The organism is Roseateles microcysteis (genome assembly GCF_036880965.1).
Taxonomy (GTDB): domain Bacteria; phylum Pseudomonadota; class Gammaproteobacteria; order Burkholderiales; family Burkholderiaceae_C; genus JAUASW01.
The window spans coordinates 924180-945357 of record NZ_JBAJMV010000001.1; the positions used below are offsets into that span (position 1 = coordinate 924180).

20 protein-coding genes are annotated in these 21178 nt (G+C 64.3%); 3 read left to right on the forward strand and 17 right to left on the reverse strand.

Annotation, left to right across the window (positions count from 1 at the left end):
* Nucleotides 1-40: 40 nt before the first annotated feature.
* The 3 genes from V3596_RS04235 (at nt 41) to V3596_RS04245 (ending at nt 5747) form a co-directional block, all read left to right on the forward strand.
* Nucleotides 41-3052 carry an Rne/Rng family ribonuclease gene (locus V3596_RS04235; RefSeq protein ID WP_334276338.1) on the forward strand — a complete coding sequence of 1004 codons (3012 nt, stop codon included), beginning with the start codon at nt 41-43 and terminating at the stop codon, nt 3050-3052.
* Between the two features lie 135 nt (nt 3053-3187).
* Nucleotides 3188-4693, forward strand: coding sequence for a POT-type proton-dependent oligopeptide transporter (locus tag V3596_RS04240; RefSeq protein ID WP_334276489.1), 1506 nt, complete (start codon nt 3188-3190; stop codon nt 4691-4693).
* Nucleotides 4694-4787: 94 nt separating this feature from the next.
* Nucleotides 4788-5747, forward strand: coding sequence for a hypothetical protein (locus V3596_RS04245; RefSeq protein WP_334276339.1), 960 nt, complete (start codon nt 4788-4790; stop codon nt 5745-5747).
* A gap of 35 nt (nt 5748-5782) precedes the next feature.
* Here V3596_RS04245 and acpS read toward each other — a convergent pair whose 3' ends face one another.
* The 17 genes from acpS to rpmF all read right to left on the reverse strand — a co-directional run bounded on the left by acpS (nt 5783) and on the right by rpmF (nt 21105).
* Nucleotides 5783-6178: a holo-ACP synthase gene (gene acpS, locus V3596_RS04250; protein WP_334276340.1), complete on the reverse strand. Its 396-nt coding sequence runs from the start codon at nt 6176-6178 to the stop codon at nt 5783-5785.
* Between the two features lie 85 nt (nt 6179-6263).
* The gene (locus tag V3596_RS04255) at nt 6264-7046 is read right to left on the reverse strand and encodes a pyridoxine 5'-phosphate synthase (protein WP_334276341.1); all 783 of its coding nucleotides are present in this window, start codon (nt 7044-7046) and stop codon (nt 6264-6266) included.
* A 9-nt stretch (nt 7047-7055) separates the two neighbouring features.
* Nucleotides 7056-7835, reverse strand: a complete 780-nt coding sequence (gene recO / locus V3596_RS04260) for a DNA repair protein RecO (protein ID WP_334276342.1) — start codon at nt 7833-7835, stop codon at nt 7056-7058.
* Nucleotides 7836-7837: 2 nt separating this feature from the next.
* Nucleotides 7838-8770, reverse strand: a complete 933-nt coding sequence (era, locus tag V3596_RS04265) for a GTPase Era (protein ID WP_334276343.1) — start codon at nt 8768-8770, stop codon at nt 7838-7840.
* A gap of 48 nt (nt 8771-8818) precedes the next feature.
* Entirely contained in the window at nt 8819-9514 is a 696-nt protein-coding gene (gene rnc / locus V3596_RS04270) for a ribonuclease III (protein ID WP_334276344.1), read from the reverse strand.
* 10 nt (nt 9515-9524) lie between these two features.
* Complete coding sequence (locus V3596_RS04275; protein ID WP_334276345.1) at nt 9525-9890, reverse strand: DUF4845 domain-containing protein; 366 nt, start codon at nt 9888-9890, stop codon at nt 9525-9527.
* A 41-nt stretch (nt 9891-9931) separates the two neighbouring features.
* Complete coding sequence (gene lepB, locus V3596_RS04280) at nt 9932-10897, reverse strand: signal peptidase I (RefSeq protein ID WP_334276346.1); 966 nt, start codon at nt 10895-10897, stop codon at nt 9932-9934.
* 9 nt (nt 10898-10906) lie between these two features.
* On the reverse strand, nt 10907-12715 hold the full coding sequence (gene lepA, locus V3596_RS04285) for a translation elongation factor 4 (protein ID WP_334276347.1): 1809 nt from the start codon (nt 12713-12715) through the stop codon (nt 10907-10909).
* A gap of 494 nt (nt 12716-13209) precedes the next feature.
* The gene (locus V3596_RS04290; protein ID WP_334276348.1) at nt 13210-14673 is read right to left on the reverse strand and encodes a Do family serine endopeptidase; all 1464 of its coding nucleotides are present in this window, start codon (nt 14671-14673) and stop codon (nt 13210-13212) included.
* A 53-nt stretch (nt 14674-14726) separates the two neighbouring features.
* Nucleotides 14727-15170 carry a hypothetical protein gene (locus V3596_RS04295; RefSeq protein ID WP_334276349.1) on the reverse strand — a complete coding sequence of 148 codons (444 nt, stop codon included), beginning with the start codon at nt 15168-15170 and terminating at the stop codon, nt 14727-14729.
* A 13-nt stretch (nt 15171-15183) separates the two neighbouring features.
* Complete coding sequence (fabF, locus tag V3596_RS04300; RefSeq protein ID WP_334276350.1) at nt 15184-16428, reverse strand: beta-ketoacyl-ACP synthase II; 1245 nt, start codon at nt 16426-16428, stop codon at nt 15184-15186.
* Between the two features lie 74 nt (nt 16429-16502).
* On the reverse strand, nt 16503-16742 hold the full coding sequence (gene acpP, locus V3596_RS04305) for an acyl carrier protein (RefSeq protein ID WP_282823812.1): 240 nt from the start codon (nt 16740-16742) through the stop codon (nt 16503-16505).
* A gap of 143 nt (nt 16743-16885) precedes the next feature.
* A complete protein-coding gene (gene fabG / locus V3596_RS04310) occupies nt 16886-17623 on the reverse strand; it encodes a 3-oxoacyl-ACP reductase FabG (RefSeq protein WP_334276351.1) in 738 nt (245 codons plus the stop codon).
* 7 nt (nt 17624-17630) lie between these two features.
* Complete coding sequence (gene fabD, locus V3596_RS04315; protein ID WP_334276353.1) at nt 17631-18575, reverse strand: ACP S-malonyltransferase; 945 nt, start codon at nt 18573-18575, stop codon at nt 17631-17633.
* 23 nt (nt 18576-18598) lie between these two features.
* Nucleotides 18599-19588 (reverse strand): beta-ketoacyl-ACP synthase III, encoded by a 990-nt coding sequence (locus V3596_RS04320; protein ID WP_334276354.1) that lies wholly within the window; start codon nt 19586-19588, stop codon nt 18599-18601.
* A 17-nt stretch (nt 19589-19605) separates the two neighbouring features.
* Nucleotides 19606-20673 (reverse strand): phosphate acyltransferase PlsX, encoded by a 1068-nt coding sequence (plsX, locus tag V3596_RS04325; protein WP_334276490.1) that lies wholly within the window; start codon nt 20671-20673, stop codon nt 19606-19608.
* 246 nt (nt 20674-20919) lie between these two features.
* Nucleotides 20920-21105, reverse strand: a complete 186-nt coding sequence (gene rpmF, locus V3596_RS04330) for a 50S ribosomal protein L32 (RefSeq protein WP_198100908.1) — start codon at nt 21103-21105, stop codon at nt 20920-20922.
* Between the last annotated feature and the right edge of the window lie 73 nt (nt 21106-21178).

Consider the following 21178-nt stretch of genomic DNA (forward strand, 5'->3'; position numbering starts at 1 on the left):
GCGCGCCAAGCCTTTGCGGCTGGCGCGCGAGGAGTGATGTATGAAGCGTATGTTGATCAACGCGACGCAGCAGGAAGAGCGGCGTCTTGCGATCGTTGATGGCCAGAAGCTGCTGGACTTCGAAACCGAAATCGAAGGCCGCGAGCAGCGCAAGGGCAATATCTACAAGGCGGTCGTGACCCGCGTCGAGCCTTCGCTCGAAGCCTGTTTCGTCGACTACGGCGAAGACCGCCACGGTTTCCTGCCCTTCAAGGAAATCGCCCGTCAGTATTTCCGCGAAGGCGTGGACGTGCGCAGCGCACGCATCCAGGATTGCATCCGCGAAGGCCAGGAACTTCTGGTCCAGGTCGAGAAGGAAGAACGGGGCAACAAGGGCGCTGCCCTGACGACCTTCGTCTCCCTGGCCGGCCGCTACCTGGTCTTGATGCCCAACAACCCGCGCGGTGGTGGCGTTTCGCGCCGCATCGAGGGCGAAGACCGCGAAGAGCTAAAGGAAAACCTCGACCAGCTCGAGTATCCGAAGGGCATGAGCCTGATCGCCCGCACTGCCGGCATCGGCCGTTCCGCTGCCGAGCTGCAGTGGGACCTGAACTACATGTTGAAGCTCTGGACTGCGATCGATGACGCATCCAAGGGCGGCAAGGGCGCCTACCTGATCTATCAGGAAAGCTCGCTGGTGATCCGCGCGATCCGCGACTACTTCACCGCCGACATCGGCGAGATCCTGATCGACACCGACGACCTGTACGAGCAGGCCAGCCAGTTCATGAACCACGTGATGCCCGACCAGGGCCATCGCGTGAAGCGCTATCGCGACGACGCGCCGCTGTTCAGCCGCTTCCAGATCGAACACCAGATCGAAACCGCCTTCAGCCGCACGGTCAACCTGCCCTCGGGCGGCGCCATCGTGATCGACCACACCGAAGCGCTGGTTTCGGTGGACGTGAACTCGGCCCGCGCCACCCGGGGCGGCGACATCGAGGAAACCGCCACCCGCACCAATCTGGAAGCCGCCGATGAAATCGCGCGCCAGATGCGTCTGCGTGACCTGGGCGGCCTGATCGTTGTCGACTTCATCGACATGGAAGAGTCGAAGAACCGCCGCGAAGTCGAACAGCGCCTGCGCGATGCGCTGCGCCAGGACCGTGCCCGCGTTCAGTTCGCCTCGATCAGCAAGTTCGGCCTGCTCGAACTCTCGCGCCAGCGCCTGCGCCCGGCCCTCTCCGAAGGCAACCACATCACCTGCCCGCGTTGCAACGGCACCGGCCACATCCGCGACACCGAGTCCAGCGCGCTGCAGATCCTGCGCATGGTTCAGGAAGAGGCGATGAAGGACAACACGGCTGCCGTGCACGTGCAAGTGCCGGTGGAAGTGACCAGCTTCCTGCTCAACGAGAAGCGCACCGAGATCACCAAGATCGAGCTGAAGCAGCGCGTCACCGTGCTGCTGGTGCCCAATCGCCATCTCGAAACGCCCAACTACAAGCTGGAGCGCCTGCGCCACGACGACCCGCGTCTGGAAAACCTGCAGGCCAGCTACACCATGATCGAAGAGTCGACCGATGAGGTCGGCATCACCCGCCGTGGTAGCGACGACAAGGGCAAGAGCAAGCAGGAGCCGGTGATCAAGGGCATCCTGCCCGAGTCGCCCGCTCCGGTCGCTGTGCCCAAGCCCGAGCCGGTGGCCAAGGCCGCTGCGCCCGTGGCAGTACCGGTGGCGGCTCCGGCCGCAGGTGGCGGCTTCATGGGCTGGCTGAAGAGCATCTTTGGTGGCGAGCCGGCCCCTGTGGCCGAGCCCGTCAAGGCACCGACCGAAGCCAAGCCCACGGGCGAGCGCAAGGATGGCAAGCGCGGTGAAGGCCGGGGCGACCGTGGTGGCCGTGGTGGCCGTGGCGGCGAGCGTGGTGAGCGCAGCGAACGCGGCGGTGAACGTGGTGAAGGCCGCGGCGGCCGTGGCGGTCGTGGCGAAGCCAAGCCGGCGGAAGCGCGCGGCGAAGGTGGCCGCAACGAGGGCCAGCGTGGCGAGCAGCAGCAACGCGGCCGTCGCAGCGATGCCAACAAGCCAGAAGGCCAGGAAGCGCGCGGCGAACAGCAGCAGCAGCAACAACGTCCGGAGCGCGGCGAGCGCCAGGAACGTGGTGAGCGTGGTGAGCGCGGTGGTCGTCAGCGTGGTGAACGCGGCGAGCGCAACGAGCGTCCGGTCGAAACCGCAGCACATGCCGAACTGGCAGCCAAGCCCGAAGCGCTGATCGACCAACCGGCATTTGCCGACACGCAACCTGATGGCATCGAGTCGGCTGCCGGTGAAGCCAGCAGCGAAGAGCGTCAAGGTCGCCGCCGCCGCCGTCGCGGTGGCCGTGACCGCGGCCAGGAAGCCGGCGATGGCCAGCAAGCTGCCGCCGAAGGCGCGGAAGCACCGAGCAGCGAAGACAGCACCGCCACTGCAGCCGCAGGCGATGAGCAAGCCGCCGCGGAAGGCGCAGCAGCAGCGCCTGCCGAAGCTGGCGAAGAAGGCCGCGATGGCCGTCGCCGCCGCAGCCGTGACCGCTATCGCCGTGAACGCCGTGAAGATGGCTCGACGGTTGAAGGCAATGCAGAAGGTGGCGTACCGGCCCAGCTGGAGCTGAGCGCAGCACCTGCGCCTCAGAGCCTGGGTGAAGGTGATGACGAAGGCGAAGCGCCGCCGCCGAGCGCGCCGCCGCCAGAGGCACCGCCGCCGGCCGCACCTCCGCCGGAAGCGCCGCCGCCGGCTCCTCGCGCTGCTGCAGCCGTTGCCGTGGTGGCCCCGCCGCCCGCCGCACCGGTGGTCGAGCGCTTCGAGCTGCCGATTGACGCGCTGCACGCTGTCGCCGAAGGCGCTGGCCTGCAATGGGTGAATTCGGATGCCGACAAGATCCGCGAAACCCAGGCCGCCATGGCTGCCGAGCCCAAGGCCGTCCACGTGCCGCGCGAACGGCCGCCCGTGGCCCAGATCGACGAAGGCCCGCTGGTCCTGGTCGAGACCAAGAAGGACCTCAGCCAGATCAAGCTGCCCTTCGAAGCACAGGGCTGATCAAGCCCGAGCGAATCACGCCGCCGAGCTCACCGCCCGGCGGCGTTTCTACTTGAAGACCTACAACACCATCAAGAGAGACAAGCCGTGACGACCATCGCCAATCAGCAGCCCGCCAGCGCGGCCGCGCCCAAGATGCCGCCGCAGATCCCTTACATCATCGGCAACGAAGGATGTGAGCGCTTCAGCTTCTACGGCATGCGCAACATCCTGACCGTGTTCCTGATGACCAGCCTCTTGCTGTCGATTCCGGAACCGCTGCGCAAGGGCGAAGCCAAGGATGTGTTCCACACCTTCGTCATCGGCGTCTACTTCTTCCCGCTGCTGGGCGGCTGGCTGGCCGACCGTTTCTTCGGCAAGTACAACACCATCTTCTGGCTCAGCCTCTTGTACTGCGTGGGCCATGCCTTCCTGGCGGTGTTCGAGGACAACCTGAAGGGCTTCTACGCCGGCCTGTTCCTGATCGCACTGGGCTCGGGCGGCATCAAGCCGCTGGTCAGCAGTTTCGTGGGCGACCAGTTCGACCAGAGCAATCGCTCGCTGGCACAAAAGGTCTTCGACGGCTTCTACTGGATCATCAACTTCGGCTCCTTCTTCGCCTCGCTGCTGATGCCGATCTTCCTGAAGGAGTTCGGCGCCAGCGTGGCCTTCGGCATTCCGGGCGTGTTCATGTTCATCGCCACGATGATCTTCTGGGCCGGCCGCAAGAAATACATCCACGTAAAGCCAACGGCACATGAAGACCCGAACAGCTTCCTGAAGGTCGTGCGCACCGCCTTGTCGCAAGGCGCTGCTGGCCAGGGCGTGGCGCTTGCCGGCGTGGCACTTGCCATCGTCGGTCTGTGCTTCTACAAGGACATCGGCATCGTTGCCGCGCTGTGTTCAGCCCTGGTGCTGGTGATGGGCTTCGGCGGTGCCGGCGCCTGGATGCAGCTGGACCGCGCCGTGCCCAAGCATGGTGCCGCCGCTGTCGAGGCCGTGCGCACCGTGCTGCGCCTCCTGGTGCTGTTCGCGCTGGTGACGCCGTTCTGGTCGCTGTTCGACCAGAAGGCTTCGACCTGGATCCTGCAGGCCGACCAGATGGCCAAGCCGGAATGGTTCCAGAGCTCGATGATGCAGGCGCTGAACCCGGCGCTGGTGATGATCCTGATCCCGTTCAACAACATGGTGCTCTATCCGATGCTGAATCGCATGGGGCTAAAGATCACCGCGCTGCGCCGCATGGGCGCTGGCATTGCCTTCTCGGGCCTGGCCTGGGTCGTGGTGGGCGGCACGCAGCTCTGGATCGACGATGGCCACAGCATGTCCATCCTCTGGCAGATCGCTCCGTACGCCCTGCTGACCTTCGGCGAAGTGCTGGTCTCGGCCACCGGCCTCGAGTTCGCCTACAGCCAGGCGCCGCTCGCCATGAAGGGCGTGATCACGAGCTTCTGGAACCTCTCGGTCACCATCGGCAACCTGTGGGTGCTGCTGGCCAACTCGAGTGTCAAGGGCGAGGCGGTGACCAGCTACATCAAAAGCACCGGCACCAGCGTGACCGCCTTCCAGATGTTCTTCTTCGCCGGCTTCGCACTGGTGGCGGCAGCGCTGTTCGGCCTGTACGCGCGTCGCTATCCGATGCAGGACAACTACCGCAAGTAAGGCCGCGTTTCCAAGCGCACTTATGATGCGCCCGGGCTGCCGCAACGTACGGCGGCCCGGGCTTTTTATTGCTTATCGATCAGGGAGAGATTCCATGTCCACACAATCCATGCGCCGGATGATTTCGGCCGCCTTCTTGAGCCTTTGCCTGCCCTTCACTGCGGCAGCGCAAACCGTTGCAAAGGGCATTGAATTCCATGTGCTGCCGCTGCCCAACACGCACCAGCAGCTCGATACCCAGATGCGCATGGAGATGCGCATGAAAGTGCTGCCCAAGCCGGACATCAGCGATGCAGAGCGTGAGAAGCTGGCGGCCACGATCGGCAAGATGCCCTCGCCCATCGTCATGAACTCCAAGCTGACCCAGCGCATCGACACCAGCGCGGCAGACAAGCAAGGCCTGATCAAGGTGCAGTCTGAAGCCCTGATGGGCATGATGGAAATGCAGCTCGGCGCAGGCGGCCCTGTCCAGACGGTGCCGAACCCGCTCGGTGAGATGCGTTTCAGTGCTGTGCTGAACAAGGGTCGGTACGAGGACGTCAAGTTCAGCGAAGCGATGGGCAAGGCCCTCCCCGGCATGGATGCCAACGCGCTGTTCGCCAAGATGTTCAACGCCATGGCACCGCTGGAAGGCGCTGTGCTGAAGCCCGGCGAAACGATCGAGCTGCCCTTCCAGATGGACATGCCGCTGCCCGGTGTGGATGCTTCAGCGCTGAGCAACAAGACGGTGGCGCGCTACACCTTGCGCAAGGTCGAGAAGGGCGTGGCCGATTTTGACGTGAGCGCCACACTCGACATGAAGCTGGATGCCACGATGCCTGCGCCCGCCGCCTCTGCCGCAAGCGAGCCGCAAACGGCGCCTGTGCCTTTCAAGCTCACTGCAAAAGGCCAGGGCAAGGGCCTGCTGCGCATGCGCCTGGCCGACCGTCTGATGCTCTTGAACACGCTGGACTTCAACGCCGAAATGGAAATGCCCATGCCCGACGGCAATCTGATGCAGATGCAGATGCACATGGTGGTCGACCTCAAGGGCAAGACCGTCAAGAAGCGCTGAGATGACCAGGCCCGCTTCATGCGGGCCATATCAATTCAGGTCTTGGTTTCAACCACCACGAAAGCCGCGGCGTACTCGCTCTCGTCGCTGACCGTCACATGGGCCTTGAGGCCCTTGGTCTCGAACCAGGCAGCCAGTTCGCCATGCAGGCGGATCTCGGGCTTGCCGCTGGGCGCCTTGACGATCTCGCAGGCGCGCCAGGTCATCGGCATGCGCATGCCCATCCCGATGGCCTTGGAGAAGGCCTCCTTGGCGGAGAAGCGCGTGGCCAGATAGGCCACGCCACGCGCCTCGACCTTGGCCCGGCGCTCGCGAAAAACCGCCAGCTCGTGCGGGCCCAGCACCTTCTCGGCAAAGCGCTCGCCGCGCCGCGCGAGCGTTTCACGGATGCGGCGGATGTCGCAGATGTCGGTGCCGATGCCGTAGATCATGTGAGGTCCCCGCTCGCCGGGTACTGCGAGCGACCCTCCGAGAGGGTCGGGCCTTGCTTGGGGCGGCCCGGCGCGGCGGCCCGAGTCACGCGTATGCCCTCTGGATCGAGCGCTGGTACTCGCGCACCGTCTCGGTGAAGCCAAGCTCCAATGCATCCGAGATCAAGGCATGGCCGATCGACACCTCCTGCACGCCGGGCACGGCCTGCAGGAACTTGGTGAGGTTCTCGCGGTTGAGATCATGGCCGGCGTTGATGCCAAGCCCCACGGCCAGCGCGGCTTGCGCCGTGGCCGTGAAGCCGGACAGCACCCCAGCCTCGCGCGGTGTGCCAAAGGCGCCGGCAAAGGTCTCGGTATACAGCTCGATGCGTTCGGCGCCGAGTTCGGCAACAAGCGGCATCGCGGCAGGCAGCGGGTCCATGAAGAGGCTCACGCGAACGCCCAAGGATTTGCACTCGGCGATCAAGGGCCGCAGCCGCTCCATGTCGGCTGGCAGGTTCCAGCCATGATCGGACGTGAATTGCTCTTCGCTGTCAGGCACGAAAGTGACCTGATGCGGCCGCAGCTGACGCACGAACTCCATCAGGTTCTGCGTCGGGTTGCCCTCGATGTTGTATTCGGCCTGGGGCCAGGCCTTCATCAGGGCAGCCAGCTCGTGCACATCTTCGGTACGGATGTGCCGGGCATCGGGCCGCGGATGCACCGTGATGCCCTGTGCGCCCGCCAGCAGGCATTGCTCGGCGGCACGCAACACGCTCGGAATGCCCAGGTGCCGCGTGTTGCGCAGCAAGGCCACCTTGTTGACGTTGACCGACAGCGCGCAACGGCCGCCATGGCCGGATGCGTCAGGAGCGACAAGAGGGTTCATCTCGATGATTCAGTTCAGGAGGTTCTGCAGGTCCAGCATCACCTGGCGCGTGCGCAAGGGGCGGTGGCCCAGATGATAGAGAAACAGGCCGCGCAGCACCGTCTTCAGGGCTGGCAGGTCGTCCTGGCAGGCCTGGCGCAGCGCAGCCGGGCTGCCGTGCAGCAGCGCCGCCTGCAAACGCACCAGGCTTGAGCCACTCAGCAGAGCTGAATCGTCGCTGGCAGCGATGACGCCGGACTCTGGCGACAAGGCATAGCGCCGCTGTGCATCGAGCGGCTGCTGGGTCGGCGTAGCCAGACTCAGGTCCGGCAGCAGGCCCAGCTCGGAAAGCAGGCGCAGCTCGAAAGCGCGCAGCGCAGCCTGCGACTGCGCATCCTCGCTGTCATGCAACTCGGGCAAGGTGGCGGCATAGGCATCGAACAAGGCCGGATGCGGGTCCTGTCGCGCCAGCAGCTTGAGGAGCAGTTCGTTCAGGTAGTAGCCGCTGAACAGCGCAGCGCCCGCTGGCAAGGTATTGCCACCAGCCCATTCGGCGGTGCGCAGCGTCAGCACCTCAGGCGCGCCCTCTTCCGTCGTCTTGCCTGGTTTGGACAGTCCAACCAGGATGCGCTGAAACGGCAGGAGCACCGCGCGCAATTGCGAGTACGGGCGCTTGGCACCCTTGGCTACAACCGCAAGCCGCCCCTGCTCACGCGTGAACAGGTCCAGGATCAGGCTGGACTCGCTCCAGTCGTAGTGGTGCAGGACGAAGGCCTGCTGGACGCTCGGTACGCGGGCACCTCGCGCCATGCTCACTCGTATCCGTAGCTGCGCAGATGCTCTTCGGTATCGGCCCAGCCCGAGCGCACCTTGACCCACAGCTCCAGGAACACGCGGCCATCCATCAGATGCTCCAACTCCTGGCGTGACTCGGAACCGATGCGCTTGAGCAGCTCGCCGCCCTGCCCGATCACCATGCCCTTGTGGGCATCGCGCTCGACCACGATGGAAGCCGAGATGCGGCGCAGCTCGCCTTCGTCTTCCCACTTGTCAATGACGACGGTCGAGGTGTAGGGCAGTTCATCGCCGGTCAGGCGGAACAGCTTCTCGCGGATGATTTCGCTGGCCAGGAACTTCTCGCTGCGGTCGGTCAGCGCATCTTCGTCATAGAACCAGCCCTGCTCGGGCAGATACGGCTTCAGGATCTTGAACAGGCGCGCCACGTCGGCCGCCTTCTTGGCCGAGATGGGGATGAACTCTGAAAAGGAGCGGCGCTCCTGCATGCTCTTGAGCCAGGGCGCCAGCTCGGCGCGGCGGTGCACGGCATCGAGCTTGTTGGCGATCAGCACCACCGGCTTGTCTTCAGGCAGCAGCGACAGCACCTTGGCATCATCCAGCCCGAAGCGGCCGGCCTCGACCACGAAGAGCACCAGGTCCACGTCACCGAGCACGCCGTGCACGGTGCGGTTCAGGTTGCGGTTCAGCGCGGCGTTGTGCTTGGTCTGGAAGCCAGGCGTGTCGACGAAGACGAACTGCGCCTCTTCGACCGTGCGCACGCCAGTGATGCGGTGCCGCGTGGTCTGGGCCTTGGCCGAAGTGATGCTGACCTTCTGGCCCACCAGGGCGTTCAGGAGCGTCGACTTGCCAACATTGGGCCGGCCGACGATGGCGATAAGTCCGCAGCGCTGCGGCAATTCGTTGGAGCCCTCGGCAGTGGAAGACGACGGCGGGTAGGATTCGGTCATGGTGTGACGGCCGCGAGGCCGCTCGTTCAATCAGACGCTCAAGCCTTTTCAGGACTTGTCGCGGGCGATCAGGTCATCAAGCATACGCCGGGCGGCGTCTTGCTCGGCGGCGCGGCGCGATCGGCCCTCGCCACTGGAGGCCAGGGACAGCGCCGGCACGGCGCATTCGACCCGGAAAGTCTGGGCATGCGCCTGGCCACGGGTTTCGGTGATCGTGTAGGTCGGCACGGACATCCTGCGGGCCTGCAACCACTCCTGCAGCGCCGTCTTGGCGTCCTTGCCCCAGTGTTCGCTGGCGCTGGCCGAGCCCTGGATCTGCTCGCCAAGAATGCGCTTCACCAGCTCACGCGCAGCCTCATAGCCGCCATCGATGAAGCTGGCGCCAATCACCGCTTCCATCGCGTCAGCGAGGATCGACGGCCGCTGCGCTCCGCCGCCCCGGGCTTCGCCCTCGGACATGCGCAGCACCTGCGGGAAGCCCAGGCCCAGGGCCAGCTTGTAGAGGCTGTCCTCGCGCACCAGATGGGCGCGGATACGAGTGAGGTCGCCCTCATCCGAGCCGGCAAAGCGCTCGAACAGCAGGCTCGACACCGCCAGGCTCAGCACTGCGTCGCCCAGGAACTCCAAGCGCTCGTTGTGGTCGGCGCCAAAGCTGCGGTGCGTCAAGGCCCGCTGCAGCAGGCCGGCATCAGAAAAACGATGGCCGAGGCGCTTCTGCAGCGCATCCAGCGAGGCAGCACTCATGGAAATGGCTTCAGCGGGAACGACCTTCGTACTTGATCAGCAGGAAGGCCGGGCCGAACAGATCGATTTCGCGGTTGTAGGCGAAGCTGATGCGGACCTTTTCGTTTTCCTTGCTGATCTCGAGGTCGGCGCCGGTGACGCTGACGATCGAATACTCGACCGAGCGGATGCGGTCGAACTCGGCGCGCGCCGCCGGCACGGTGGCCGGATTGCCAGCCGCGATCTTGTCGACCGCTTTCTGGATCGTGTAGAACTCCATGATCGTCGGCACCACCTTGGCCGTGACCACGGCCCCGCAGGCCAGGAATACACCCCAGAACAGCAGTCCGATGAGGCTGATGCCTCGCTGATGACGACCTGTATGACGCTGCAGCATCGAGCGGGTTCCTTTCAAATGCATGGGCTTGGCGGGCGCCTTCAGTGGAAGGCGCCGATGCGCTTGAGATTACCGAAATTCATCCAGACGAAGAAGGCCTTGCCGACGATGTTCTCGTCCGGCACAAAACCCCAGAAGCGCGAGTCTTCCGAGTTGTCGCGGTTGTCGCCCATCATGAAATAGTGGCCGGCCGGCACCTTGCAGGTGACGCCTTGCATGCTGTAGCTGCAATTTTCCCGGAAGGCATAGGCGCTGCGCGCCGACGGCGGCAGCATGCGAGTCGGGTCGACCAGGATTTCATGATCCACCGCGCCCAGCTTCTCGGCGAAGTGCGGCCGGTATTGCATCGCATCGTCATCGTAGAAGTCGCCCTTGGGTTGGACTTCTGCCGGCTTGCCGTTGATGTAGAGCTTCTGGTTCAGGTACGCCACCTCATCGCCCGGCACACCCACCACACGCTTGATGTAGTCGACGCTCGGGTTGGGCGGGTAGCGGAACACCATCACATCGCCGCGCTGGACCTCGTGATTGGAGATGACTTTCTTGTTCAGCACCGGCAGGCGGATGCCATAGTGAAACTTGTTCACCAGGATCAGGTCGCCGACGCGCAATGTCGGCACCATGGAGCCTGACGGAATCTTGAAGGGCTCGACCAGGAAGGAGCGCAGCAGGAAGACGACGAGGATCACCGGGAACAAGCCGGCGGTCCAGTCCAGCCACCAGGGCTGGCGCAGGATTTCCTGGCGAGCAGACTCGACATCGCCATCGACCCGCTTGATCCCCTGGGCCGCCAGGGCTTCACGGCGCTGGGCGTCGCTGGCCAGCAGCTGCTGGGCCGCGCGCTCGCGCGAGGGCTTGAAGTAGAAGCGCTCTGCCAGCCAGTACAGGCCGGTGACCGAGGTCAGGAGGAACAGCAGGAGGGCGAAATTGGCGGTCCATTGACCTGCCAGCCAGCCGCCCACATAGGCGATGAGTACGGCGTAGAGAAGTCCGGTCAGGGCTGTCATTGGTATTGATCAGTCGTCCACTTGGAGGATGGCCAGGAAAGCTTCTTGCGGCACCTCGACGGTGCCGATCTGCTTCATTCGCTTCTTGCCGGCCTTTTGCTTTTCGAGCAGCTTGCGCTTGCGCGTGATGTCGCCGCCGTAGCATTTTGCCAGCACGTTCTTGCGCATCGCCTTGATGTTCTCGCGGGCGATGATGTTGGCGCCGATGGCAGCCTGGATCGCCACGTCATACATCTGGCGCGGGATCTGTTCGCGCATCTTGGCGGCCACGGCACGCCCGCGGTACTGGCTCTGCGCCCGGTGCACGATGATGGACAGCGCATCGACCCGGTCACCGTTGATCAGGATATCGACCTTGACGACGTCCGAGGCGCGGTACTCCTTGAACTCGTAGTCCATCGAGGCATAGCCGCGCGAAACACTCTTGAGCTTGTCAAAGAAGTCCAGCACGATCTCGGCCAGCGGCATTTCGTAGGTCAGCATGACCTGGCGGCCGTGGTAAGCCATATTGATCTGCTGGCCGCGCTTCTGGTTGGCCAGCGTCATCACCGGGCCGACATAGTCTTGCGGCATGTAGAGATGCACGGTGACGATGGGCTCGCGGATTTCCTGGATCTGGCCGACCTCGGGCATCTTGCTCGGGTTCTCGACCTCGATCACGGTGCCGTCACCGATCACCACTTCGTACACGACGCTGGGCGCGGTGGTGATCAGGTCCTGGTCGAACTCGCGCTCCAGCCGCTCCTGCACGATTTCCATGTGCAAGAGGCCCAGGAAGCCGCAGCGGAAACCGAAGCCCAGCGCCTGCGACACCTCGGGCTCGTAGCGCAGCGAGGAGTCGTTCAGCTTGAGCTTCTCAAGCGCGTCACGCAGCGAGTCGTACTCGCTGGCCTCGGTCGGGTACAGGCCGGCAAAGACCTGCGGCTGGATTTCCTTGAAGCCGGGCAACGCCACTTCGGCGGGGCCAAGGTTGTTCGGCAGCTTCTTTTCCAGCGTGATGGTGTCGCCGACCTTGGCGGCCTGCAGCTCCTTGATGCCGGCGATGATGAAGCCCACCTCACCAGCATTCAGCGCATCGCGGCTTTCCGACTTGGGCGAGAACACGCCCAGGTTGTCGGCCGGATAGACGGCGCCGGAGGCCATCATGCGGATGCGCTCGCCCTTCTTGAGCGTGCCGTCGACCACGCGCACCAGCATCACCACGCCCACATAGGCGTCGTACCAGGAGTCGATGATCATGGCCCGCAGCGGTGCCTCGACCTCGCCCTTTGGAGGCGGCATCCTCGCGATCACGGCTTCGAGGATCTCGTCAATGCCCATGCCGGTCTTGGCGCTGCAGGGGATGGCGTCGTCGGCGTCGATGCCGATCACGTCTTCGATTTCGGCCTTGGCGTTGTCCGGATCGGCGTTGGGCAGATCCATCTTGTTCAAGACCGGCACGACCTCGACGCCGAGGTCCAGGGCGGTGTAGCAGTTGGCAACAGTCTGCGCCTCGACGCCTTGCGAGGCATCCACCACCAGCAGCGCGCCTTCGCAGGCCGACAGCGAGCGGCTGACTTCATACGAGAAGTCCACATGCCCCGGCGTGTCGATCAGGTTGAGGTTGTAGGTCTTGCCGTCGCGGGCCTTGTACTGAAGCGCTGCAGTCTGCGCCTTGATCGTGATGCCGCGCTCGCGCTCGATATCCATCGAGTCCAGCACCTGCGCCTCCATCTCGCGGTCCGACAGGCCACCGCAACGCTGAATGATCCGGTCTGCCAGCGTGCTCTTGCCGTGGTCGATGTGGGCGATGATGGAGAAATTGCGGATGTGATTCATGCTGGATGCGCGCGTCGCTTCGCCGGGCTACAACGGCTTCAGCCGTTGCGTTGGAGGCTCATATCGCGAGGCGATGTGAAGGCCCTGAAAGGGCCGTGCCGGAAACAAAAAAAAGGCACGTCGAAACGGTGACGCGCCTTCCAACAAAACTAATGGCAACTGCTTGTTGGGCCTTCATTGTAGCCAAAAGGCCTGGACTGGAAACCGCGCCAAGGCCCGATTTCCCGCCGTTGCAGGCCGCCAACAGCAAAATTATCCACAGATTATTCACAAGCTGGTGCACAGGTCACCAATTGCGCAGGAACGTTCGCCGATTGCGACGAGAAGCCGCCATTGGAGGCTTCATTGGGTTCAATTCTAGCTGATCAAGCTAGGAATCAAGTTTGCGGGCTGGAGATGTGAGCGCCTGCAAACTTGGATCGGGATCCATTCGATCTCACGACATGGAAAGACCCATCGCCCTACTGGGTTGTAGGACGACGGGCCTGAACGGATCAGGGCTTGCCCGGCTTGACCAGGACGATGGTCACGGCATCGGCACGGCGCACCATCATGCTGATCACCTTGGCCTTGTCCGCCTTGGCAAGCTGGGCCTGGAACTGTTTGACGGTGCTCACCTCGACGTTGTCGACCGAGAGGATCAGGTCGCCAGCACGCAGACCGGCACGCGCGGCCGGGCCTTCGGCCGATTCCACGCGCACACCCGAGCGCAGCTTCAACTCTCGCTTCTGGCTCTCGCCGATTTCGCCGACGCTGAGTCCCAGGGCGTTGGCGCTGCTGACCGCTTCTGGTGCAGCATCGCGCTTGGCGGCCTCTTCGTCGTCCACTTCGCCGAGCACCACATGCACGTCCTTGTAGGCGCCACGGCGGAACAATTGCACCGTGACCTTGCTGCCTGGCTTGGTGGCCGCGGCAATGCGGCGCAGGTCAATGGCGCGCTCGATGCTCTTGCCATCGAACTTGGTAATCACGTCGCCGCCTTCGATGCCGGCCTTTTCAGCCGCGCTGCCAGCTTCGACATTGCGCACCAGCGCACCGTGCGCCTTGCTGCCCAGGCCGATCGCCTCGGCCTGCTCTTTCGTCAGGTCGTCAGGCAGCAGGCCCATGCGGCCGCGCTTGACCTTGCCACCGTTGCGAAGCTGATCGGCCACGCGCACCGCCTCGTCGATCGGGATCGAGAAGGAGATACCCATGAAGCCGCCGGATTGGCTGTAGATCTGAGAGTTGATGCCGACCACCTCCCCGCGCATGTTCAGGAGCGGGCCGCCCGAGTTGCCGGGGTTGATGGCCACGTCGGTCTGGATCAGCGGCAGCAGGTCGCCGGTGTCGCGCGACTTGGCGCTGACGATGCCGGCCGTCACCGTGTTCTCGAAGCCGAAGGGCGAGCCGATGGCCAGCACCCATTCGCCGACCTTGAGCCGGCCGACGTCTCCGATCTTCACGGTCGGCAGGCCGGTGGCATCGATCTTCAGCACGGCCACGTCGCTGCGACGATCGGCGCCGACGATCCTGGCCTTGAACTCGCGCTTGTCGGTCAGCGTGACCAGCACTTCGTCTGCGCCATCGACCACGTGGGCATTGGTCATCACAACGCCATCGGCGCTGAGGATGAAGCCCGAACCCACGCCGCGGCGCTGCGGCGCTTCCTCTTCACCACCACGCGGATTGCCACGGCGCTGATTGGGTGCCGGCATGCCGAAGCGACGCTGCAGCTCTTGCAGCAGGTCATTCATCTCGGCCGAATTGGCGGCCGGGCGGACCTTCTCGGTGGTGCGGATATTGACCACCGCCGGGCCCGTGTTCTCGACCAGCTCGGTGAAGTCGGGCAGGCTGCCGCGCTGGGCGTGACTCGTGATGGGCAAGGCCGTCAGCACGACGGTCAGGGTCGCGGCGGACAGCGCCATCGCCAGCGTCCAGGGCTTGGCGACGGTACGGAGGTGGGAGCGTGTCTTCAACATTCGAGATAGTTCCTGGGTCTTTCGTCACGGGGCAAGGCAGGCACGCGCGAAGCCTACTGCTTCGGCCGCTCCGCATACAAGGTGGCGCGCAGCAAACTCCATTGGCCAGCATGCTGCTTGCGGCTCAGCGCCAGATAGCGTGGCGCGACTACAGAGCACCAGTCGGGACTGCCCAGGCGCAAGAGCAACCACGCGTCGAAATCCAGAGCCGGGGCCACACGAACAGCGATCTCATCGTCCGACTGCGCCAGCAACTGCCAGGCCTGGCCGTCCCAGCGCAGGCGGCGCTCGTGCGGCGCTGACCATCGCCACCACAAGATCGCCATCAGCGGCACCAAAGGTGCAGCCCACCAGACGATCATGCCCCAGTGCAGCGCCAGGGCCAAAAGAAAAGCGGCCGCACCCAGCCCGGCGAGGCCCGCATTGAGCAGGCTCCAGGCAGGGTCGCGACCGACCGTAAAGAGGAATGGAGGCGGATGGCGCAGCGAGGGCTGCATCGCCGTCAGGGCATCAGACCCGCTTGAAGATCAGCGTGCCGTTGGTGCCACCGAAACCGAAGTTGTTCTTGGCGGCGTACTCGATCTTCATCGGCCGCGCCTCGTTGGCGCAGTAGTCCAGGTCGCACTCGGGATCCTGGTTGAAGATGTTGATCGTCGGCGGAGCGATCTGGTTGTGCACCGCCAGCGCGGTGAACACCGACTCGATGCCGCCAGCGCCGCCCAGCAGGTGGCCGGTCATGGACTTGGTCGAGCTGACCACCATCTTCTTGGCGTGATCACCAAAGGCGAGCTTGATCGCGTTGGTCTCGTTCACGTCGCCCAGCGGCGTGGAGGTGCCATGCGCGTTCATGTACTGGATCTGGTCGGCATTGAGGCCAGCATTGCGCAGCGCAGCCTTCATGGAGCGCTTGGGGCCATCCACGTTGGGCGCAGTCATGTGATACGCATCGGCACCCATGCCGAAGCCCACCAGCTCGCAATAGATCTTGGCCCCGCGCTTCTTGGCGTGCTCGTACTCTTCAAGCACCAGCACACCGCTGCCCTCGCCCAGCACGAAGCCGTCGCGGTCCTTGTCCCAGGGACGGGACGCGGTCTTGGGGTCGTCGTTTCGGGTCGACAGAGCACGGGCGGCTGCAAAGCCACCCACGCCCAGCGGCGAGACGGTCGCCTCGGCACCGCCGGCAATCATCACGTCGGCGTCGCCGTATTCGATCAGCCGGCCGGCTTCGCCGATGGCGTGCAGGCCGGTGGTGCAGGCCGTCACGATCGCCAGATTCGGGCCTTGAAAGCCGTAGCGGATCGAGACATGGCCAGAAATCATGTTGATGATCGAGGCCGGCACGAAGAACGGCGAGACACGGCGCGGGCCGCGGTTTACCAGTTCGGTATGTGTTTCCTCGATCATCGGCAGGCCACCGATGCCGGAGCCCACCAGCACGCCGATGCGCTCGGCCTGCTCTTCCGTCAACTGATCATTCGTGGGCAGACCTGCGTCTTGCACCGCCTGAATGGACGCCGCCAATCCGTAATGGATGAAGGAGTCCATCGTCCGAGCTTCCTTGCTGGACATATAGGCAGCCACGTCGAAACCCTTGACCTCGCCTGCGAACTGGCAGGCGAAGTTGCTGGGATCGAAACGGGTGATGCGGTCAATGCCGGACTGGCCCGCCAGGATGTTGGCCCAGCCCTCGGCCACCGTGATACCCACGGGGCTGATAAGACCAAGTCCGGTAACGACAACGCGACGACGGCTCATGCGATACGGAAATCAGTTGACAGTCGGCTGCGCTACCGCGCGAAGCGGTCTCGCGCGCAGCCACTCGGCGCTCATCAGGCCTTCTGGGCCTTTTGAGCGTAGTCGATCGCCAGCTGGACAGTGGTGATCTTCTCGGCTTCTTCGTCGGGGATCTCGATGCCGAACTCGTCTTCGAGTGCCATCACCAGTTCGACGGTGTCCAGGGAATCTGCGCCCAGATCTGCCACGAAGGCCTTCTCATTGGTCACATCGGCCTCAGGCACGCCGAGTTGCTCGGCAATGATTTTCTTGACGCGTGCTTCGATATCGCTCATGACTCCTCCAGGAGGGGTTTGCAAAGGAACAGCCCGGGATTCTAAGGCCTCTAGAGACATGCCCCTAGTTCAAGGGAAACGCGTGGCTCCAAGACCTTCACCGGCCGGGCAAAAACCGGCGGGCCTGCGCGGATGCGCCGACCTCAATTCATGAACATGCCTCCATTGACATGCAATTCGGTACCAGTGATGTAGGCCGCAGCCGGCGAAGCCAGGAAGGCGACTGCATCAGCAATTTCCTTGGGCTCGCCCAGGCGACCGACCGGGATCTGCGACAGCAGCGCGGCTTTCTGGGCCTCGGGCAGCACCTCGGTCATGTCAGTGGCAATGAAGCCAGGGGCCACGCAATTGACCGTGATGCCGCGGCTGCCCAGTTCGCGGGCCAGCGAACGGGTCATGCCGGCCACGCCAGCCTTGGCTGCTGCGTAGTTGGCCTGGCCGGCGTTGCCGGACGCGCCCACCACCGAAGTGATGCTGATGATGCGGCCATAACGCTGCTTCATCATCGTGCGCATCACAGCACGGCTCATGCGGAACACGGCCTTCAGATTGGTGTCCGTCACGGCGTCCCAATCGTCGTCCTTCATGCGCATGGCCAGGGTGTCTCGGGTAATGCCTGCGTTGTTGACCAGCACCTGCAGGCCGCCATGAGCCTTGACGATCTCGTCGATGGCGGCCTCGACGGCCGGGCCGTCGTTGACGTTCAGGGCGATGCCCCTGCCGCCGTGTGCAGCCAGCGCTTCGTTGATGGAAGCAGCGCCAGACTCGGTCGTGGCCGTGCCGACGACGATGTAGCCACGCTCAGCCAGCGTCATCGCGATGGCGCGGCCGATGCCTCGGCTGGCGCCCGTGACCAGCGCAACTTGTTTGGTATCTGTCATGTCTTGTTCAACCCAGCAGGTTCTTGGCCTCGACCAGCGAGGCGGGGTCCAGCACCGTGGTGCTGACGATCTCGGCGTCGATGCGCTTGGCCATGCCGGCCAGCACCTTGCCCGGGCCGCATTCGATGATGTGAGTCAGACCACGGGCCTTCAAGGCCTGGATCACTTCAACCCAACGCACCGGGCCGAAGGCTTGACGGTAGAGGGCGTCGCGCAAATCTTCAGCGCCGGCCGTGACGGCGACGTCGATGTTGTTGATGACCGGAAAGGCCTGCGCACCAAAGTTCGCAGCAGCCAGCTTCTCGCGCAGCCGCTCGGCGGCCGGCTTCATCAGGCTGGAATGGAAAGGAGCTGACACCGGCAGCGGCAGCGCGCGCTTGGCGCCCGCGGCCTTCAGCATCTCGGCGGCCTTCTCGACGCCGGCCTTGCTGCCGGCGATCACGGTCTGCTTGGGGTCATTGAAATTGACAGCCTCGACGACCTCACCGCTGGCGGCAGCGGCCTGCAGGCAAGTCTCGCGCACCACGGCACCGTCCAGGCCCAGGATTGCGTACATCGCACCCACACCCACCGGCACCGCCTCCTGCATCGCTTGAGCGCGGAAGCGCACCAGCGGCAGCGCGTCAGCCAGGCTCAGCGCGCCAGAAGCGACAAGCGCCGTGTACTCGCCGAGCGAGTGGCCAGCAGCAGCAGCGGGCACGAGGCCGGTTTCGGCAATCCAGGCGCGGTAGCAGGCGACGCCGGCCGTCAACATCACCGGCTGGGTGTTGGTGGTCAGGTCCAGCTGCTCCTTGGGACCGGTCTTGATCAGGGCAGCAATGTCTTCACCAAGTGCAGCGGAAGCCTCGGCCAGCGTGCGTGCCACTTCCGGATGGTCGCCCCAGGCGTCCAGCATGCCCACAGCCTGCGAACCCTGGCCAGGGAAGACGAATGCGAATGCAGCAGCGCTCATGTCAGTATCTTCTCGAATCTTTATTACACGTCCAGCAGGACGGCGCCCCAGGTGAAGCCACCGCCCACGCCTTCCAGCATGACGGTGTCACCTGATTTGACCTTGCCGCTGCGCACCGCCACATCCAGCGCCAGGGGGATCGAAGCGGCCGAGGTGTTGCCATGCTCATCCACCGTGACGATCAGCTTGTCCAGCGACATCTTCAGCTTCTTGGCCGTGCCCTGCATGATGCGGATATTGGCTTGATGCGGAATCAGCCAATCGATGTCGGCTTCGCTGCGGCCAGCCTTCTCGAGCACTGATCGCGCGACCTTCTCCAGCACGCCCACGGCCAGCTTGAACACACCCTGTCCGTCCATCTTCAGGAACGGATGGCCAGTCACCACGCCACCGGCCACCTGGCCGGGCACGCAGAGCAAGCCGACATGGCTGCCATCGGCATGCAGCTCGGCGGCCAGGATGCCAGGCGTTTCGCTGGCACCCAGCACCACGGCGCCCGCGCCGTCGCCGAACAGCACGCAGGTCGTGCGGTCCTTGAAATCGAGGATCGTGGAGAACACTTCAGCGCCGACCACCAAGGCCTTGCGCGCCGCGCCGGTCTTGATCATCGAATCGGCGACCGTCAGCGCATAGACGAAACCGGAGCAGACGGCCTGCACATCAAATGCAGCGCAGCCGGCGATGCCCAGCTTGGCCTGCAGGAGGCAGGCGGTGGAGGGAAAGACCATGTCCGGCGTCGAGGTGGCGACGATGATCAGGTCGATATCGGCCGGCACCAGCCCCGCTGCCTCAATGGCCGCCAGCGAAGCAGGCAAGGCCAGTTCGCTCGAAGTGACACCCGTGTCCGCGAAATGGCGGGCCCGGATGCCGGTGCGTTCAATGATCCACTCGTCCGAGGTCTCGATGCCATCGGCCGCCAGGCGCTGGGCCAGATCGGCGTTGGTGACGCGTTGGGGAGGCAGGTAGCTGCCCGTGCCGAGGACACGGGAGTAGCGGGGAAGCGGTGATGTCATGCGGGGTTGGCGACTGATTAGGCCGCCTTGTCTCCAGCGCTGTCAGCGGCGGCCGCCGGCTTGGGGCAGGCCTGCATCGTCTCGACCACGCGATCGTGAACCCGGTCCAAAAGCCGGTTGCGGGCCGCATCATAAGCCCTGTTCAAGGCCGTTTCGAAGGCGAAGGCATCGGCCGAGCCATGACTCTTGAACACCAGGCCGCGCAAGCCAAGCAGCGCTGCACCGCTGTAGCGGCGGTGATCCACGCGGGCCTTCAGGCGATTCAGCACCGGCAAGGCGACAACTGCCGCCAACTTGCCGTAAATGCCGCGCTTGAACTCTTCCTTGATGAAGCCCACCAGCATCGCAGCCAGACCTTCGGCCGTCTTCAATGCGACGTTGCCGACAAAGCCATCGCAGACCACGATGTCGGCCGTGCCCTTGAAAATGTCATTGCCTTCCACGTTGCCGTAGAAGTTCAGATGACCAGCCGCCGCCACGGTTCGCAGCATTTCGCCGGTCCGCTTGATCGTCTCGCTGCCCTTGATCTGCTCTTCGCCGATGTTCAGGAGGCCGACGCTCGGGTTGGCCTTGCCGTCCACCGCCTGCACCAGAGCCGAGCCCATGATGGCGAACTGCAAGAGATGCTCGGCTTCGCAATCCACATTGGCGCCCAGGTCCAGCATGGTCGTGAAGCCGCCATGCTGGTTCGGGATGACCGAGGCCAGCGCCGGACGGTCGATACCGTCCATGGTCTTGAGCACGTAGCGCGACACGGCCATCAGGGCGCCGGTGTTGCCAGCGGAGACGCAGGCTTGCGCAGCACTCGCGCCATCGGGCCCGGCCTTGAGCTGGCTGATGGCCACACGCATCGATGAATCGCGCTTGCGGCGCAGGGCCACCTCGACCGGGTCATCCATCTCGACCACTTCGCTGGCGGTCACGATCCGGCAGCGCGGCCAATGGGCTGCCTCGGTCAAGGCCTCGGGCTTGCCGACCAGCAGCAACTCGGCCTGCGGATGACGCGCCAGGAAGGCCTTGCAGGCCGGCAGCGTGATCGAAGGGCCGTGGTCGCCGCCCATGCAGTCGACCGACAGGCGCACCACGCCGCCTGCACTTGAATCCACCATTGAGTTCATCGAAATCTTGTCAGCGCGGTTGCTGGACCGCGAAACCGCGGACCTTACGCGAGCGTCAGATCCACGGCAAGCGGGCGCACCCGCATGGGAAGAGCCCCCAGAAACACAAAAACCCAGCCCTGCTGTTGGCTAGCAGGCCGGGTCTTGTTGTTCGCCAGTGAACCGCTTCATGAGCCTCGACACCTTGTCGGCGCGAGGCAGATGGAAGTCAGATCAGGCGGCGTCAGCCTTGGTCTTCAGGACCTTGCGGCCGCGATAGAAGCCATTGGGGCTGATGTGGTGACGCAGATGCACTTCGCCGGTGGTCGGCTCGATCGCGGTGCCCGGGTTCACCAGGGCATTGTGCGAGCGGTGCATGCCACGCTTGGAAGGCGACTTCTTGTTTTGCTGAACGGCCATGATTTTCTCCTGCGGCTATACGGTTAAGGCTTGTACTGTTGGCAACACGATTGGATTGGCAACTCAGAACTCT

Coding starts and splice junctions, on each gene's coding strand:
- V3596_RS04235 (WP_334276338.1), top strand. CDS start 41: ATGAAGCGTATGTTGATCAACGCGACGCAGCAGGAAGAGCGGCGTCTT.
- V3596_RS04240 (WP_334276489.1), top strand. CDS start 3,188: ATGCCGCCGCAGATCCCTTACATCATCGGCAACGAAGGATGTGAGCGC.
- V3596_RS04245 (WP_334276339.1), top strand. CDS start 4,788: ATGTCCACACAATCCATGCGCCGGATGATTTCGGCCGCCTTCTTGAGC.
- acpS (WP_334276340.1), bottom strand. CDS start 6,178: ATGATCTACGGCATCGGCACCGACATCTGCGACATCCGCCGCATCCGT.
- V3596_RS04255 (WP_334276341.1), bottom strand. CDS start 7,046: ATGAACCCTCTTGTCGCTCCTGACGCATCCGGCCATGGCGGCCGTTGC.
- recO (WP_334276342.1), bottom strand. CDS start 7,835: ATGGCGCGAGGTGCCCGCGTACCGAGCGTCCAGCAGGCCTTCGTCCTG.
- era (WP_334276343.1), bottom strand. CDS start 8,770: ATGACCGAATCCTACCCGCCGTCGTCTTCCACTGCCGAGGGCTCCAAC.
- rnc (WP_334276344.1), bottom strand. CDS start 9,514: ATGAGTGCTGCCTCGCTGGATGCGCTGCAGAAGCGCCTCGGCCATCGT.
- V3596_RS04275 (WP_334276345.1), bottom strand. CDS start 9,890: ATGCTGCAGCGTCATACAGGTCGTCATCAGCGAGGCATCAGCCTCATC.
- lepB (WP_334276346.1), bottom strand. CDS start 10,897: ATGACAGCCCTGACCGGACTTCTCTACGCCGTACTCATCGCCTATGTG.
- lepA (WP_334276347.1), bottom strand. CDS start 12,715: ATGAATCACATCCGCAATTTCTCCATCATCGCCCACATCGACCACGGC.
- V3596_RS04290 (WP_334276348.1), bottom strand. CDS start 14,673: ATGTTGAAGACACGCTCCCACCTCCGTACCGTCGCCAAGCCCTGGACG.
- V3596_RS04295 (WP_334276349.1), bottom strand. CDS start 15,170: ATGCAGCCCTCGCTGCGCCATCCGCCTCCATTCCTCTTTACGGTCGGT.
- fabF (WP_334276350.1), bottom strand. CDS start 16,428: ATGAGCCGTCGTCGCGTTGTCGTTACCGGACTTGGTCTTATCAGCCCC.
- acpP (WP_282823812.1), bottom strand. CDS start 16,742: ATGAGCGATATCGAAGCACGCGTCAAGAAAATCATTGCCGAGCAACTC.
- fabG (WP_334276351.1), bottom strand. CDS start 17,623: ATGACAGATACCAAACAAGTTGCGCTGGTCACGGGCGCCAGCCGAGGC.
- fabD (WP_334276353.1), bottom strand. CDS start 18,575: ATGAGCGCTGCTGCATTCGCATTCGTCTTCCCTGGCCAGGGTTCGCAG.
- V3596_RS04320 (WP_334276354.1), bottom strand. CDS start 19,588: ATGACATCACCGCTTCCCCGCTACTCCCGTGTCCTCGGCACGGGCAGC.
- rpmF (WP_198100908.1), bottom strand. CDS start 21,105: ATGGCCGTTCAGCAAAACAAGAAGTCGCCTTCCAAGCGTGGCATGCAC.